14 protein-coding genes and 2 pseudogenes are annotated in these 14,584 nt (G+C 74.3%); 7 read left to right on the top strand and 9 right to left on the bottom strand.

What is annotated here, in order from left to right; translation table 11 throughout:
- Positions 1-129: 129 nt before the first annotated feature.
- Positions 130-810, bottom strand: a complete 681-nt coding sequence (locus tag ACVJO7_RS11870) for a CPBP family intramembrane glutamic endopeptidase (protein WP_491672902.1) — start codon at positions 808-810, stop codon at positions 130-132.
- A gap of 131 nt (positions 811-941) precedes the next feature.
- Here ACVJO7_RS11870 and ACVJO7_RS11865 point away from each other — a divergent pair, with 131 nt between their 5' ends.
- Positions 942-2,108, top strand: a complete 1,167-nt coding sequence (locus ACVJO7_RS11865; RefSeq protein ID WP_491672901.1) for a sensor histidine kinase — start codon at positions 942-944, stop codon at positions 2,106-2,108.
- Positions 2,096-2,785, top strand: a complete 690-nt coding sequence (locus tag ACVJO7_RS11860; protein WP_491672900.1) for a response regulator — start codon at positions 2,096-2,098, stop codon at positions 2,783-2,785. Before ACVJO7_RS11865 ends, ACVJO7_RS11860 begins: the two co-directional genes overlap by 13 nt.
- Positions 2,786-2,805: 20 nt before the next feature.
- Here ACVJO7_RS11860 and ribB read toward each other — a convergent pair whose 3' ends face one another.
- The 4 genes from ribB to ACVJO7_RS11840 form a co-directional block, all read right to left on the bottom strand.
- Positions 2,806-3,831 (bottom strand): 3,4-dihydroxy-2-butanone-4-phosphate synthase, encoded by a 1,026-nt coding sequence (gene ribB / locus ACVJO7_RS11855; RefSeq protein ID WP_491672986.1) that lies wholly within the window; start codon positions 3,829-3,831, stop codon positions 2,806-2,808.
- A 65-nt stretch (positions 3,832-3,896) separates the two neighbouring features.
- A complete protein-coding gene (locus ACVJO7_RS11850; RefSeq protein WP_344019401.1) occupies positions 3,897-4,391 on the bottom strand; it encodes a flavin reductase family protein in 495 nt (164 codons plus the stop codon).
- A gap of 189 nt (positions 4,392-4,580) precedes the next feature.
- Entirely contained in the window at positions 4,581-5,945 is a 1,365-nt protein-coding gene (locus ACVJO7_RS11845; protein ID WP_491672899.1) for a spinster family MFS transporter, read from the bottom strand.
- A gap of 68 nt (positions 5,946-6,013) precedes the next feature.
- Positions 6,014-6,979 (bottom strand): sugar-binding transcriptional regulator, encoded by a 966-nt coding sequence (locus ACVJO7_RS11840; protein WP_491672898.1) that lies wholly within the window; start codon positions 6,977-6,979, stop codon positions 6,014-6,016.
- Between the two features lie 113 nt (positions 6,980-7,092).
- On the opposite strand from ACVJO7_RS11840, the gene ACVJO7_RS11835 reads away from it, so the two are divergent.
- From ACVJO7_RS11835 to ACVJO7_RS11815, 5 genes are all read left to right on the top strand, one after another.
- Positions 7,093-7,422, top strand: coding sequence for a hypothetical protein (locus ACVJO7_RS11835; RefSeq protein WP_491672897.1), 330 nt, complete (start codon positions 7,093-7,095; stop codon positions 7,420-7,422).
- A gap of 181 nt (positions 7,423-7,603) precedes the next feature.
- Positions 7,604-8,023 carry a PEP-utilizing enzyme gene (locus ACVJO7_RS11830; RefSeq protein WP_344019387.1) on the top strand — a complete coding sequence of 140 codons (420 nt, stop codon included), beginning with the start codon at positions 7,604-7,606 and terminating at the stop codon, positions 8,021-8,023.
- 47 nt (positions 8,024-8,070) lie between these two features.
- Positions 8,071-9,501, top strand: a complete 1,431-nt coding sequence (locus tag ACVJO7_RS11825) for a hypothetical protein (RefSeq protein WP_491672896.1) — start codon at positions 8,071-8,073, stop codon at positions 9,499-9,501.
- Between the two features lie 113 nt (positions 9,502-9,614).
- The gene (locus ACVJO7_RS11820; RefSeq protein WP_344019383.1) at positions 9,615-10,235 is read left to right on the top strand and encodes a hypothetical protein; all 621 of its coding nucleotides are present in this window, start codon (positions 9,615-9,617) and stop codon (positions 10,233-10,235) included.
- Between the two features lie 14 nt (positions 10,236-10,249).
- The gene (locus ACVJO7_RS11815) at positions 10,250-12,766 is read left to right on the top strand and encodes a pyruvate, phosphate dikinase (protein WP_491672895.1); all 2,517 of its coding nucleotides are present in this window, start codon (positions 10,250-10,252) and stop codon (positions 12,764-12,766) included.
- A 48-nt stretch (positions 12,767-12,814) separates the two neighbouring features.
- Here the strand turns inward: ACVJO7_RS11815 and ACVJO7_RS11810 are convergent, their stop codons facing one another.
- The 4 genes and pseudogenes from ACVJO7_RS11810 to ACVJO7_RS11795 all read right to left on the bottom strand — a co-directional run bounded on the left by ACVJO7_RS11810 (position 12,815) and on the right by ACVJO7_RS11795 (position 14,583).
- Positions 12,815-13,006, bottom strand: coding sequence for a hypothetical protein (locus tag ACVJO7_RS11810; protein ID WP_491672992.1), 192 nt, complete (start codon positions 13,004-13,006; stop codon positions 12,815-12,817).
- 62 nt (positions 13,007-13,068) lie between these two features.
- Positions 13,069-13,221: pseudogene (locus ACVJO7_RS11805) on the bottom strand (tyrosine-protein phosphatase); the annotation flags it as partial.
- Positions 13,222-13,327: 106 nt separating this feature from the next.
- Positions 13,328-13,531, bottom strand: a pseudogene (locus ACVJO7_RS11800) (tyrosine-protein phosphatase); the annotation flags it as partial.
- Positions 13,528-14,583 (bottom strand): HAD family hydrolase, encoded by a 1,056-nt coding sequence (locus ACVJO7_RS11795; RefSeq protein ID WP_491672894.1) that lies wholly within the window; start codon positions 14,581-14,583, stop codon positions 13,528-13,530. The gene ACVJO7_RS11795 and the pseudogene ACVJO7_RS11800, both read right to left, overlap by 4 nt.
- Between the last annotated feature and the right edge of the window lies 1 nt (position 14,584).

Raw genomic sequence — 14,584 nt, 5'->3', positions numbered from 1 at the left:
GCCAGGTCGTGGATGCGGGTGAGCGGCCTGCGGCCCTCCGTTCATGATCCCTGTTTCGGGAGTCCTCGTGCCTCGACAGCGTCCCCACACTCCCGGAACGCGGATCATGAACGGAGGCGGGCGGCCCGCTCAGGCCGCGCCGAGGGACCCCGGCAGCAGGACGGCCGGTGCGACGAGGACGAGGACGAGGTTGTGCGCGGCGTGCGCCACGATCGCCGGCCACACCGATCCGCTGCGCCGGCGCAGCTCCGCGGTGACCAGGCCGAGGACCAGCGCGGTCACGGCGGCGTGCGTCGGGCCGTGCGCGGCGGCGAACACCAGCGCGCTGCCCAGCACCCCGGCCACGGCGCCGTGGCGGAGCAGGACCGTCGTGACGATCCCGCGGAACAGCAGCTCCTGCCCCACCGGCACGACGAGCACCACCAGCAGCAGCGCCGCCGCGGCCGGGAGCCCGCCGGCACCGGCGGCGGGTCCCGGACCGGGCGCGGCGGCCACCCCGATCGAGACGAACGAGCAGACGAGGCCGGCGGTGGCCGCGACGACGAGCTGGTCCCGGGTCGTCCGGACCAGCCCGAAGGCCGCCCACGGGCGGACCCGGACCCGCGCGGCCGCGGCGAAACCGGCGAGCCCGGCGACCCCGGGGAGCGCCACCAGGACCAGGTCGTGCAGCACGGGACCGAGCGCGATCTGGTGCTGCGCGAGCAGTGGCGGCACCCGGAAGGCGACCACCCCCGCGATCACCAGCGCGACGACGGTCTCCGGCCATCCCGGTGGCGGGGCCTGCGTGCGGAGGAACGTCGAGCCGGACATGGCGCCGACGGTAGGGACGCCGCCGGGTGCCGCGGATCGGCTGAGCGGCGAGGCCGTTCCGACCGAAGTCGGAGTGCCGGGAGCCGTGCGACGGAGGAACCGGCCCGGCCGAGCGGCCTAGGCTCGGCGCCGTGGAACCGGATCCGGACCGACGGCGCGGCGCCTGGCGGCCACGGGTCACCGACGTCGCGCTGATCGTGCTCTGCGCGCTGGTCGGGCTGTACGCGGCGGCCCTGCGGCTGGCGGTCCCGGGAGCGGTGCCGCCCGCCCTGGTCTACGCGGACATGGCGATCGGGCTGCTCGGCTGTCTCGGCCTGTGGTGGCGGCGGCGCCACCCGCTGCACGTCGCCACGGTGCTGATCGTCCTGTCCACGTTCTCGGAGGTGGCGTCGATCGCGGCGCTGGCCGCGGTGTTCACCGTGGCGAGCCGCTGCCCCGCCCGGACGGCGGCGGCCACCGCGCTGGCGAGCCTGCTCGCGCTGGGCCTGTACTTCGTGCTGCGCCCGGAACCGGCGGTGCCGCTGTGGGCGCTGGTCCTGCTGCTCGTCACCGTGCACGCGGCCGTGGTCGGGTGGGGCATGCTGGTCCGCAGCAGGTACGAGCTCATCGAGTCGTTGCGCGAGCGGGCCGCCGCCGCCGAGATCGAGGCCGCGCTGCGCTCCGAGCGCGCCCAGCACGAGGCGCGCGAGACCCTCGCCCGGGAGATGCACGACGCCCTCGGGCACCGGTTGTCCTTGCTCAGCGTGCACGCGGGGGCGCTCGCCTACCACCGGGCCGCCTCGGCGGAGGAGGCCGCCCGTGCCGCGGACGTGATCCGGGAGAACGCGCACCGCGCGCTGCAGGACCTGCGCGAGGTGATCGGCGTGCTGCGCGCCCCGGTCGGCGAGGTCCCGCTGCCCGACGTCGGGGACATCGGTGAGCTGGTCGGCGAGACCGTCCGCGCCGGGACGCCGGTCGAGCTGCACGACGAGCACGGTGTGACGACCGGGGGACGGCCGGTCCCTGCGACCGCGGGCCGCACCCTCTACCGGTTCGTCCAGGAGAGCCTGACCAACGCCCGCAGGCACGCCCCCGGCGCCCCGGTCGTCGTGCGCATCACCGGCGCACCCGGCGACCGGATCGAGGCCGAGGTGGAGAACGGCGCGCCCACCGGTCCGGCTCCGGCCGCGCCGGCCGGCTCCGGCGCGGGCCTGCGCGGCCTCGCCGAGCGGGCCACGCTGGTCGGCGGCGCGCTCGAGCACGGGCCGACCGGCTCGGGCGGCTGGCGGGTCGGGATGCGGCTACCGTGGCCGCCGTGACCGACGGACCCGGGCCGACCATCGACGTGCTCGTCGTCGACGACGACCCGGTCGTCCGGTTCGGACTCACCATGATGCTGCGCGGTGCGCCCGATCTGCGGGTGGTCGCCGAGGCGGGCGACGGCGCCGAGGCGATCGAGCTGGCCCGGCGGCACGCGCCGCACGTGGTGCTGATGGACATCCGGATGCCCGGCACCGACGGGCTCACCGCGACCGAGACGCTGCGCCGGCACCCGGGGGCGCCGCAGGTCGTCGTGCTCACCACCTTCGACGCCGACGAGCACGTGCTGCGCGCGCTGCGCGCCGGTGCGGCCGGGTTCCTGCTGAAGGACACCCCGCCGGATGAGCTGGTGCTCGCCGTCCGGCACGCCGCGCAGGGCCGCCCGGTGCTCTCGCCGCAGGTGACCCGGCGGCTGATCGACCACGTCGCCGGGTCCACCCGCGACAGCGCGCGGGAGACCGCGCGCCGGCGGCTGGGGCTGCTCGCCGACCGGGAGCGGGCCGTCGCGCTGGAGCTGGGCGCCGGGCGGTCCAACGCCGAGATCGCCGCGCGGCACCACATCAGCCTCGCGACCGTCAAGACGCACGTGTCGGCGATCCTGACCAAACTGGACCTGAACAACCGGGTCCAGGTGGCGCTGCTGGTACACGACGCGGGGATCGAACCACCCGGCTGACCGGACGCCCGCGCCGGGGGTCAGCCGGCGAGCCGCCGCACCGGCCCGGTGACGACCGGGGCGCCGGACCGCGATCGCAGGTCGGCCAGGATCCACTCGGCGACGATCGGGAGCCGCCCGTCCCGGCCGGTGACGGCCGGATCGGACTGCAGGCCGCAGGCCCGCACCCCGCCGACCGGGCGCAGGTAGGTGATGATTCCGCGGCCCTCGGCGGCGAACCGGGCCATCGCCTCGGTGAGCGACCGCCCGCAGTCGCAGGAGCTGGCCCGCAGCACGTCGCCGCTGAGGCACTCGACGTGCACGTGCACCGGGGTGTCCTCGGTGACGTCGTCGAGCTCGCCGGCCAGCAGCGCGACGTGCTCGGCGCCGTCGGTGGCCCGGTACCCGACGGCCCGGAAGTGGCCGTGCTCGGTCGGCAGCGCGGTGGTGACGACCCGCTCGACCTGCGCCTCGGTGCGCAGCCGGTACCGGATGATGTCGTCCACCGACACCAGCGCCAGGCCGTGCTCGTCGGCGAAGCGGGTCAGCTCCGCGCCGCGGGCCATCGTGCCGGGCCGCTCGGTGGAGACGATCTCGCAGAGCGCGCCGGCCGGCGGCAGCCCGGCGAGCCGGGCCAGGTCCACGGCGGACTCGGTGTGCCCGGGCCGGGTCAGCACGCCGCCGGGGCGGGCCCGCAGCGGCACCACGTGCCCGGGCCGGACGAAGTCGCGCGGGACCGACGTCGGCGCCGCGAGCGCCGCGATCGTCGCCGCCCGGGCGGTCGCCGAGATCCCGGTCCCGGTGCCGGCCCGGTCCACGGTGACCCGGTAGGCGGTGCTGAACCGGTCGCCGTCGCGATGGTGCATCGGCGGGAGGTCGAGCCGGTCGCACTCGTCGTCGGGCAGGGCGACACAGATGAATCCCGAGGTGTGCCGCACGGTGAAGGCGACCAGCGCGGGGGTGGCGAGCGCGGCGGCGAAGATCAGGTCGCCCTCGTCCTCGCGGTCGGCGTCGTCCACGACGACGACGGGCTGACCTGCGGCGATCGCGACGAGCGCGGCGCGCACGCGGGCTTCGGCGGGATCGGTGCCGGGGGAGACGGTGTCGAGCGGGTGCACGGGGGGCTCCGGTGTCAGATCGCGGCCAGGCGCCGGAAACGGCTGCCGTGGAAGACCAGGGGAGGGGTCGCCGGATCGGCACGGATCCCGTGCACGTTCAGCAGGATGATGTCGTGGTCGCCGCTGGGGACCTCGGCGTGGACGGTGCAGTCCAGCCAGAGCGTCGCGCCGTCGACGAACAGTGCGCCGTCGGGGGCGACCGTGGTCGGGGTGCCGGCGAACCGGTCGCCCTTCTTGCTGGCCAGCCGGCCGCAGGCGTCGTCCTGGCCCTCGGCGAGGACGCTGAGCCCGAGCCGGGGGAGCCCGCGCAGCTTCGGCCACGTGGTGGAGCTGTGCTGCATGCACACCGACACCAGCGGCGGCTCGATCGAGACCGAGGTGAACGAGCTCGCGGCCAGCCCGACCGGGACACCGTCGACCTCCGCGCACACCGCCGTCACACCCGACGGGAAGCAGCCGAAGGCCTGGCGGAGCTGTTCACCGGCGGTCACCGGCTCGATCACGGACATCGCTGCCTCTCCCTCCGGTGCCGGCGGCAGTGCCTGCACCCGTCCGCCGACGCTAACCGGGCGACCGGCGGTGTGACTGTCCTGAAAACGTACGGTCGTATCCATTCAACGCCGGATGACCTCCGTTCACGCTGTGACTCAGGTGTGACGAGTGTCCCGGAAGCGCTGGGGCAAGGGGGTTGACTCCGGTCAGCCCGCCTCCACGGCGGCCTTCATCGCGGCGTTGTCGCGGCCCACCCGGGACGCCGCCAGGAACAGCCCGACCGCGGTGATCGCCATCGAGATCGGGACGATCACGGCGAGCGCCTGGCGCAGCCCGGTCGCCGCCGCCTCGGCCTCCCCGGCCCCGGCGGCCAGCGCGGCCGCGGCGAACGAGTCGGACAGTGCACCGGCGATGACCGGGCCGATCGCGCCGCCCAATAGGTAGAACGCGGCGAAGAAGACGGCCGTCGCGGTGGACCGCAGCCGCGGCGGGACGACGTCGGCGACCGCCGGGTAGGCGGAGGTGTAGTAGAGGTACTGCAGCAGCCAGCCGGCGCCGAACAGCAGCACGAACAGCCCGGTCGCGTCCGGGCCCAGGGTCAGCGCGGTCCAGGTGAGCGGCACCGACAGCAGCGTCGCGACCGCACCGACCATGACCCGGGCCCCGGTGGACCGGCCGGCTGCCCGGTCGGACACCCAGCCGCCGACCAGCAGCCCGATCAGGCCGGTGATCCCGACGACGACGCCGGTCAGCACCGCGGCGGTGGTGAGCGAGACGCCGAAGTAGCGCTGGAACAGCGGGACGGTGAACGTGTTGACCGAGTAGGCGGCCAGGTTGGCGCCGATCCCGGCGATGATCAGGCACCACATCGTCGGCACCGCGAGGATCCGCCGGAACGGCCGGTCGACCTTCTCCGCGGTGGTGGGCGCCGCGACCTTCTCCGACGCTCCCCGGCGCGGCTCGCGGACCAGGAAGAAGCCGATCGCGATCAGCAGGCCGGGGATCGCCGCCAGCACGAACGGGGCCCGCCACGAGTCGAACGCCTCGGTGATCGCGCCGACCGAGAAGTACGCCAGGATCAGCCCGACCGGCAGGCCCAGCTGGAACAGGCCGAACGCGCGAGCGCGCTTGTGGGCCGGGTAGAGGTCGGCGATCGTCGAGTTCGCGGCGGGGGCGTAGCTCGCCTCGCCGATGCCCACCCCGACCCGCATCAGCAGCAGCGAGACGTAGTTCCAGGCGGCGCCGCTGGCCGCGGTCAGCAGGCTCCAGGCGACGATGCCCCAGCCCATGATCCTCGCCCGGGACCGGTTGTCGGCCAGCCTGCCCAGCGGCAGCCCGAACAGTGCGTAGACGACGGTGAACGCCGCCGCGAGCACTCCGATCTGCAGGTCGGACAATCCGAACTCGATCTTGATCGGCTCGGCGACGATCGCCGGGATGGCCCGGTCGTAGAAGTTGAAGGTGTTCGCGGCGAACAGCAGCAGCAGGAACCGCCCGGCGTTGGACGCCTGCGCCCCCTGCTCGTCCTTCCCGGTGGGCAGGAAGTCCTCGCGTGGGCGTCCGCTCGTCATCGACCCCTCCGTTACCGGTGTCCACATCCTTGTGGTCGGGGACAGCCTGCCCGAACCGGACGGATCCGTCACCGGGGTGCGAGCGGCTCCCCGGCGTGTCCGAGCAGCGCGTCGGCCGTCGCGGCGTCGCAGACCAGCGTGTGCACCAGCCCGGACCGGAGCACCGCGTCGGTGGCCGCGGCCCGCTCCGGGTCCCGGACCAGCGCGACGACCTCGCCCGCCGCGCGCAGCTGGGCCTCCCCGATCGCGACCAGGTGCCGGGACAGCCCGGTGTCGAGCACCCGGCCGTCCGGATCGACGAGCAGCCCGACGATCTCGCCGCACGCCCCGCGCCCGCCGAGCCGCCTGCGCTCCTGCGTGCTGAGCACGTCGTGCACGGTCGAGCCGCCGTCGCGCCAGGCGCCGATCCCGACGACGGCGGTGCCGAGCTCGCCCAAGCGGGCGTAGGCGTCGGCGACGCCCGGCTGCTCGCGCAGGGTGCGGGCGGTCTCCGGGTCGGGGAGCACGAGCGGGGCGTAGATCGGGTACGCCTCGCCGCCGCAGAGCGCGGCCGCCCGGAACACCGCGGTGGCCGATCCGTCCCGCCGCCACGGCAGCGAGTAGGCGCCGCACAGCTGGACGACCGTGCAGCGGGCGAGCCGGTGCAGGTGCCCGACGACGTCGTTGACCGTCCGGGACCAGGCCAGTCCGAGCACGTCGCCGGGCCGGACGGTCTCGCACAGCAGGTCCGCGCCCAGCGCGGCGACCCGGTCCGGCGCCGTCCGGGCCGGGCCCTCGGCCGTGACGAGCGCCCGCCGCAGCCCGTAGGCGGCGCCGAGCCGCGCCGACCGGGCGGCGTCGAGATCGGCACCCGGGTCGATCGCGACGCGGACGATCCCCCGCTCCTGCGCGGCCTCCAGTAGGCGCGCCACCCGGAACCGGCTGAGCCCGGTCTCGGCGGCGATCGTCACCTTCGTCTGCTGCCGCCGGAAGTACCGGTCGGCGATCTCGGCGACCTGCAACCGGTGGGCCGGACCCCAGTCGAGTGCGCTCATATGAGCACCGTACCCCGCCGATTCCACTGGTTCGTTGACCTCGTCATCGGCTGGATCATTTACTGGAGGGCGAGCACACCGCTCATCTGAGAGCCGAGGGGAGCGCCACGCCCGTGAGTGACGTCGTCCACGCGCCGGCCCGGACGGAACCGGCCACGCCGGGCGGCCTGCTGCTCGTCGGCCCCGACGACGGCTACGGCGACATCGCCCTGGAGCGGCTCACCCTCACCGGCACCTGGCACGGCGGGGCGCGCGCGGCGGACCGGCTGCTGGTCGTGCTGACCGGGACCGTGCGGGTGCTCGTGGCCGGCGGCCCGGTCGTGACGCTCGGGCCGAACGAGGTCGTGCACGTCGGGCACGGGCGCGGCGTCGCGGTCGAGTTGCCGGACGGCGGCACCACCGAGCTGATCCTGCTCGCCGCGCCCGCCTCGTCGTCGGGCTGACGCCGCCGCGCGTTCCCCCGGGGCTGTCCCCGCAGGACAAGTGCCACCAACACTTTTGTCCGCGGGTTCCATCGGACAGCGTGGTCGTTGACGGCACTGTGACCCACGCAACGTCGTGATGCCGACGTCCGGCAGATCCTCGGGCAGGCGACAGTCCCACAGAGTTCAAGGAGGAACTTCCATGGCCGAAGTGCTGGCGGAGGGCTACAACGTCTTCGACACCGCCAAGTCACCCAGCGGGACCGTGAAGTACCTGTCCTCGCCGGCAGACGTGATCTCACTGATCCAGTCCGGCAAGCTGGGCGAGCACATCCTGCTGGTCCAGGGCGGGACGACGACCTTCCTCGCACCGGCGCTCAGCATGGGCGCACTCGGCGTGATCACCATGTCCGGCGCCCCCGAGTCGCACCTCGGGATCCTGTCCCGCGAGTTCCAGACCCCCTGCGTGATGACGGCCTACCTGACCTCCAGCGAGTCCCGCTACGTCGTCGGCGCGACCGATCCCTCGCACTTCGAGGAGATCGCCACGGCGCTCGACGGCCGCAAGGTCCGGCTGGACTGCACCGACCACGAGGTCGGCCGGGTCGTCGCGGACGACTGACCACCTCCCCTCCCGCACGCCGCCGATCCGGACAGGAGCACAACGCAGTGACGACCACCGAGGGCAAGAAGGCGACCTACAAGAAGCGCTACGAGGAGGGCGACGACGGCCTCCGGTTCCAGGACCTCACCTACACCGGCAACTTCGTCGGGCTGGAGCCCGTCACCGACGGCATCAAGGGCGACAAGATGCTGAAGGCCCGGGCGAAGTCGGGCGTGCTGGAGAAGGTGTCCAAGGACGACGTCCTGAACCCGCAGTTCAGCATCGACGAGCTCAACGACCTGAACAACTACCTCGCCTGGAACATCTGGGACGTGCTGGTCATGCGCGCCACCGAGGGCGTCAGCGGCATGATCCCGCGCCAGGAGTACGAGATCCTGGCCTTCATGCACGAGTTCTACCGGTGGCCGGAGATCCTGCGGATGACCACCCGGGAGGTCGGCGCGCAGGGCGTCATGGACGTCGGTGCGTCCGCCCGGCGGGAGATCGGCACCAAGGTCAACTCGGTGCACGACTGGTGCATCGGCGCGGTCGGCTTCGGGATGGGCCGGTGCGGCCTGCTCGCGCTGGAGGCGATCGGGCCGGACGACTACGTCGCCGAGTCCAACGAGATCCTCAAGTTCATGCAGCGCGTGCTGTGGGGCAAGCGCCAGGACGGCTTCATCCTCAACTCCCAGGACCGCTACCGCTGCCGGATCCACGAGGAGGACTTCCTCCAGCAGCTGACCGCCCAGGTCGAGACGCTCGAGCCCGGCAGTCCCAAGCACGGGGCGTTCACCCAGTTCAACGCCGCCACCGAGCTGCTGGCGTTCCTGCACCACTACGACAACCGGCTCGGCCTCGGCGACACCGGCCCCTACGAGCTCCCGGACGGCAACCTGCTGATCCTGCGGGACCTGTTCGTCAACGAGGAGATCTACCACTGGTCCGACGTCAGCGAGGACGCCCGGCTGCCGCACGCCTACACCCTCGCGATGATCATCGACCCGGAGCGGATGGGCCTGGAGGAGATCCGGGTCAACGACATCTCGACCACCTTCACCCGGCCGAAGAACTACATCGAGGCGATCATCGGCGGGGCGGTGTTCGCCCGCGAGAAGTGGGACACGCCGATGGGCGAGGTCTACCCGATCAAGATCGACGAGCTCGGCGACCACCTCGGGCGGGTGCAGCAGGCGACCCTGAAGCTCTACACCAAGACGTCGAAGATGTGCCGCCGCGATCTCATCTGGAACGGCCAGTACGTCTACTACATCGACATGATCCTGCCGCACCTGCGCAAGGCGGGAACCTACGAGAAGGCCTGCCGCGACTACGACCTGTGGGAGATCGACCAGCGCGTGTCGAACTACTACTACGACATCACCAAGCGCGGCTTCGCCCAGGAGACGGTGCCCAGCAAGATCTTCTCCGGGGCCGGTTACCTGCCCTTCTCCGACGACGCGGACCTGCGCAGCTCCAAGGGCCGCTGGCTCTGACCTCCGGGTGACCGCGCCGCCCCGGCGGCGGTGCGGTCCGACCACCACGAGCCGACCCGGCCGGGCGGCGCGGCGCTCCTCGCCGCGCCGCCCGGCCCCGTGAAGGGAGCCCCATGACCGCAGTCGTGCTGGACAAGACCGACTACGACGTGCTCGACGTCGTCGCGCTGAAGAAGATGGCGACCACCCAGGTCGTCGCGACCGCCTCCGGGGTCGCCCCGGACCGGGTCGACGCGGTGCTGGAGCGGCTGACCGGCCTGGGCCTGGTCGTCGTCGCGGGCGGATCGGTCCTGCCCACCGACGACGCCGAGCCGGCGCTCACCGCCGCCGCGGCCCGGTTCTACGCCGGGGTGCGCTCCGACGCCGACGTGCTGGCGCTCGTCGAGCGGTTCGAGACGACCAACGCCCGGTTCCTGACGACGATGTCGTCCTGGCAGCAGATCGACGTCGGCGGGCGGAAGGTCACCAACGACCACTCCGACCCCGACTACGACGACAAGGTCGTCGCCCGGCTGGAGAAGCTCGTCGCCCGGCTGACCCCGCTGCTCGACGCGCTCGCCGGGCACGACGCCCGGTTCGCCCGCTACCCGGAGCGGTTCGCCGCCGCACTCGGGTCGATCGACCGCGGGCAGCACGAGTTCGTGTCGTCGCCGACGATCGACTCCGTGCACAACATCTGGTTCGAGTTCCACGAGGACCTGCTGCGGACGCTGGGCCGGGAGCGGGCGGAGTGACCGGGCCGGGCACCGTGACCGCATCCGCGGGTCTCACCCGCACCTTCGCCGAGGCGGACCCGGCCGACGTCGACTGGCTCGGCGGCAAGGGCAGCGGACTGGCCCGGATGAGCCAGCAGGGGCTGCGGGTCCCTCCGGGATACGTCATCGGCACCGCCGCCTGCCGGAGCTACCTGCGCGAGGGCGCGCTGCCCGACGGCCTGGCCGGGGAGATCACCACCCGGCTCACGGAGCTGGAGCGGCGGACCGGGAAGACGCTCGGCGCGGGGCCGGTCCCGCTGCTGCTGTCGGTGCGCTCGGGCGCGCCGGTCTCGATGCCCGGGATGATGGACACGATCCTCAATCTCGGGCTCGACCGGGCCGCCGCCGTCGCGCTCGGCGCGGCCACCGGGGACAGCCGGTTCGTCGCCGACCTGACCGCCCGCTTCCACGCGATGTACGCCGAGACCGTGCTCGGCGCGCTCGATCCCGGGGAGGGCATCGACGAGCTCGTCGCGCAGGTGCGCCCCGGCGACGATGCCGGCGAGGTCCACGACCGCATCTGGCGGGCCTGCGAGGAGGCGCTCGCCGCCTCCGACGGCGAGTCCGTCCCGGCCGATCCGCGCGCCCAGCTCTTCGGCGCGGTCGAGGCGGTCTTCCGGTCCTGGAACACCCGCCGGGCCCGCACCTACCGCGACTTCCACGCGATCCCGCACGATCTGGGCACCGCCGTCGTCGTGCAGTCGATGGTGTTCGGCAACCTCTCCGACGACTCCGGCTCGGGCGTGGTGTTCACCCGGAACCCGGCCACCGGCGAGCCCGGCCTGTTCGGCGAGTACCTGGCGCACAGCCAGGGCGAGGACGTCGTCGCCGGCACCCGGACGCCCGATCCGGTCGACCGCGCGCTCGCCCCGGGGCTGCTCGACGAGCTGCGCCGGACCTGCGCCGAGCTGGAACGCGCCCAGGGCGACGTGCTCGACATCGAGTTCACCGTCGAGCGGTCGGTCCTCTACTTCCTGCAGGTCCGCAGCGCCAAACGGACCCCGGAGGCCGCGGTGCGGATCGCCGCCGACTTCCTCGCCGAGGGCGAGGTGGGCACCGCCGCGGCGCTGCGCCATCTCACCCCGGAGCACGTCCGTCAGGTGCAGCGGCCGGGGTTCGACGACGAGGAGACCGAGCAGGCGCGCTCGGCGGGCCGGCTGCTCACCACCGGCATCGGGGCCTGCCCCGGCCAGGTGAGCGGAATGCTCGTGCTGGATCCGGACCGGGCGAAGGAGCGGGCCGACGCCGGCGAGGACGTGATCCTCGCGCGGGCCGTCACCAGCCCCGCCGACCTGCACGGGATGATCGCGGCGCGCGGCATCGTGACCGCGACCGGCGGCTCGACCAGTCATGCGGCCGTCGTCGCGCGGGCGCTCGGGACGGCCTGCGTGGTCGGCGCCGGGGCGATCGTCGTCGACGGTGCGGCCCGGACCCTGACGACCGGCGACCGGACCGTGGCCGAGGGCGAGGAGGTGTCGCTCGACGGTGCCGGCGGTGAGCTGTTCCTCGGCCGGATCAGCACGGCGACGCCGGCCGTCGCCACCGGGTCGCTCGGCTCGGTGCTCGCGACCGCGGCCGGGGCGTCCGGCTGCGAGGTGCTGGTCCGGGTGACGCTGCCCGCGGACGTGCAGCACGCCCGGGACGCGGGCGCACACGGGCTGGTGACCGCGGTCGACGACGTCCTCGCGGCGAGCGGGCACATCGACGGCCTGGTCCGCAGGCTGCTCGACGACGCCGAGGCGGACGGCCCGTTCGACCGGGTCGCCGAGCTCGTCGAGCTGGAGTTCACGCCGCTGCTCGCCGCGGCGGGGGACCTGGAGGTCGGGGTCCGCGCCATCGATCTCGTCGCCGACGAGGCCCGCGAGATGCTGCAGCAGACCGCGGTCACCACCCGGCACCCGGAGCTGGCGATGCCGCTGGGCCGCCCGGCGCTGGTCCGCGCGCAGCTGCGGGGACTCGCCCGGGCCGCGGCCGCCGCGGGCCGCACGTCGGGGGTACATCTGGCCCTGCGGCACGTCTGCGACCCGGCGGAGGCCGCGGCGCTGCGCGCGATCGCCGGCGAGGCCGCGGAGGAGTCCGGCGGCGGGTCCGGCGGCCCGGTCGCGGTCTCGGTCGGTGCCTACCTGACCAGCCCGCGGGCCGTCGCCGGCGCGTCACGGATCGCGGCCGCCGTCGACGTCGTGTGGGTGGAGGTCCGGGCGCTGCAGGCCGCCGTGTTCGGGATCCCGGCCCGCCAGCTGCTCACCGCCGAGCCGCTCGACGGGTACCTCCGCCGCGGCCTGCTCGCGGTGGACCCGCGGACCGAGCTCGACCAGGTGGTGCGGGGGCTGCTCGACGGTGTCGCGGGCGCGGTGCGGGACGGCCGGACGGTCGGGATGCGGCTGTCCGGTGAGGTCCCCGAGGAAGCCGCCGCGCAGCTGTTCGGTCTGGGGTTCCGGCGCTTCGCGGTGGACGCCGACGGGGCACGCCCGCTGGTGCTGGCGCTGGGCAAGGCGGCGCAGGCCGGATGAGCCCGGTGGCCGGGCCCGGGAGGTATCCGGGTCCGGCCTGCTGCATCCTCAGCCGGTGGGCACCGGCAGCCCGTCGCGGAGCCGTTGCAGCTCCGCCGCTCCGATCCCGCGCCGCCCCGCCCGGCCGGACGCGCCGCCGTGGTCCCGGTCGAGGGCCGTGCGGAACCCGCGGATCGTGTACTCCTGCGCCTGGTAGACCTCGGACGGGCGGCCCCCATGTGATCCCGATAGCGCGGCCACGTCCGGAACCGGTCCATGACGCGTGCCATGTTCGGCCCGGAGCGCAGGTAGTCGGCCACGATGTCGTCGTCGTCCACGCCGAGCAGGCGCAGCGTCATCGCCGACACCAGGCCGGTCCGGTCCTTCCCGGCGGCGCAGTGCAGCAGGGTCGGGCGGCCCGCCATCGCGCACAGCACGCGCACGATCGTCGCCAGCGGCGACGCGGGCGACGACAGGTGCTCCCGGTAGAACGACAGCGACTGCTCGCGGGCCGGCAGGTCGGAGACCGGCAGGTCGCGCAGCGGGGCGTTCAGGTAGCTGACCGGGCGGGCCGCGGCCCTCCTCGACGGCCTCGGGGCCGATCCGCAGGTCGACGACGAGCTCCAGCGCCAGCACGTCGGTGAGGTGATCGACGTCGGCCGGGGTGAGCGCCTGCAGGGTGTCGCTGCGGAACAGCACGCCGGGCCGGACCCGCCGGTCCGGCCCGGCGTGCAGTCCACCCAGGTCCCTCAAGTTGAACGCGCCCTCCGGCTCGTGCGCGCTCATCTGCGCATCACCCGCCGCACCGCGTCGAGCATCTCGTCCGCCGGGCCGGGCCGGGCCGCGGTCGGGCCCGGGGCCTCGGGCCCCGGGGCGGCACGGGTGCCGGCCGCGGTCCGCCGCCGGTCGCGGCGCACCCGTCCGGCGGCCGCCGGATCGGGTTCCCCGGCGCAGCCGCACCCGCAGCCGCCGGTGGCGACCGTGCCCGGGTCCGCGGCGGTGCCGGCCGGAGCCCCGGCCGCCGGAGCCGGGCCGGGGCCGCCGGGCGGGACCGGGCCGGCGCCGCCGGGAGGGATCGCGCGGGCCCCGTCCGGCGGGATGGCGCAGGCTCCGCCCGGGGGCAGGGTCGCGGCGTCGCCGAGCAGGTGCGCGGTGAGCTCCTGCGGCCACAGCGCGACGAACTCGGCTCCGGCCGCGACCAACTCCTCCGCGGAGTGCATCCCCCAGGCGACCCCCACCGCGCGGATCCCGACCTCGACCGCATCCCGGACGTCCCCGGCGGTGTCGGTGACCAGCACGGTGCTGGCGAGATCGGGGGCCTGGCGCAGGCCGCCCTCGTCGTAGTCGGCGGAGCAGCGGCGGCCGAAGGTGTTCGCCGAGTCGGCGAGGAAGGTCCGCACGGCGGCCCGCTTGTCCGGGATCACGTCGCCGCCGAACACGTGCGCGAAGCAGAACGCCAGGTCGTTGTCGGTCAGCACCCGGCGCATCACCTGCATCGCGTTCGACGACATCACCGCGAGCGTGCAGTGCCCCGCCAGCCGCCGCACCACGTCCCCGACGCCGGGCACCAGCGGCGGCGAGTACTCCGCGCGCAGCAGCGCCAGGAACGCCTCCTTGACCTCGGCGGCCTGCTCCTCGTCCCGGCAGAGCTTCGCGATCGAGTCGTAGACGTTGCCGCGGAACAGGTCGAAGTACTGCTCCGGGCCGTCGACGCCGAGCCCGAACCGGTCGTTGATCGTCGAGAACACCGTCCACGACGCGATGCGGGTCTGGACCAGCGTGCCGTCGAGGTCGAAGAGCACCGCCTCGACCCGGGGCGTCGCGGAGGGCGCGTTCATG

This window comes from Pseudonocardia sp. DxW, assembly GCF_058448985.1.
The sequence above is the reverse complement of the archived record's forward strand: the minus strand, read 5'-3'. Positions and strand labels throughout refer to the sequence as shown.

Bases quoted from the DNA above. Each gene is read 5' to 3' on its own strand.
- ACVJO7_RS11870 (WP_491672902.1), bottom strand. From the start codon at position 810: ATGTCCGGCTCGACGTTCCTCCGCACGCAGGCCCCGCCACCGGGATGG.
- ACVJO7_RS11850 (WP_344019401.1), bottom strand. From the start codon at position 4,391: ATGTCCGTGATCGAGCCGGTGACCGCCGGTGAACAGCTCCGCCAGGCC.
- ACVJO7_RS11845 (WP_491672899.1), bottom strand. From the start codon at position 5,945: ATGACGAGCGGACGCCCACGCGAGGACTTCCTGCCCACCGGGAAGGAC.
- ACVJO7_RS11840 (WP_491672898.1), bottom strand. From the start codon at position 6,979: ATGAGCGCACTCGACTGGGGTCCGGCCCACCGGTTGCAGGTCGCCGAG.
- ACVJO7_RS11830 (WP_344019387.1), top strand. From the start codon at position 7,604: ATGGCCGAAGTGCTGGCGGAGGGCTACAACGTCTTCGACACCGCCAAG.
- ACVJO7_RS11820 (WP_344019383.1), top strand. From the start codon at position 9,615: ATGACCGCAGTCGTGCTGGACAAGACCGACTACGACGTGCTCGACGTC.
- ACVJO7_RS11795 (WP_491672894.1), bottom strand. From the start codon at position 14,583: ATGAACGCGCCCTCCGCGACGCCCCGGGTCGAGGCGGTGCTCTTCGAC.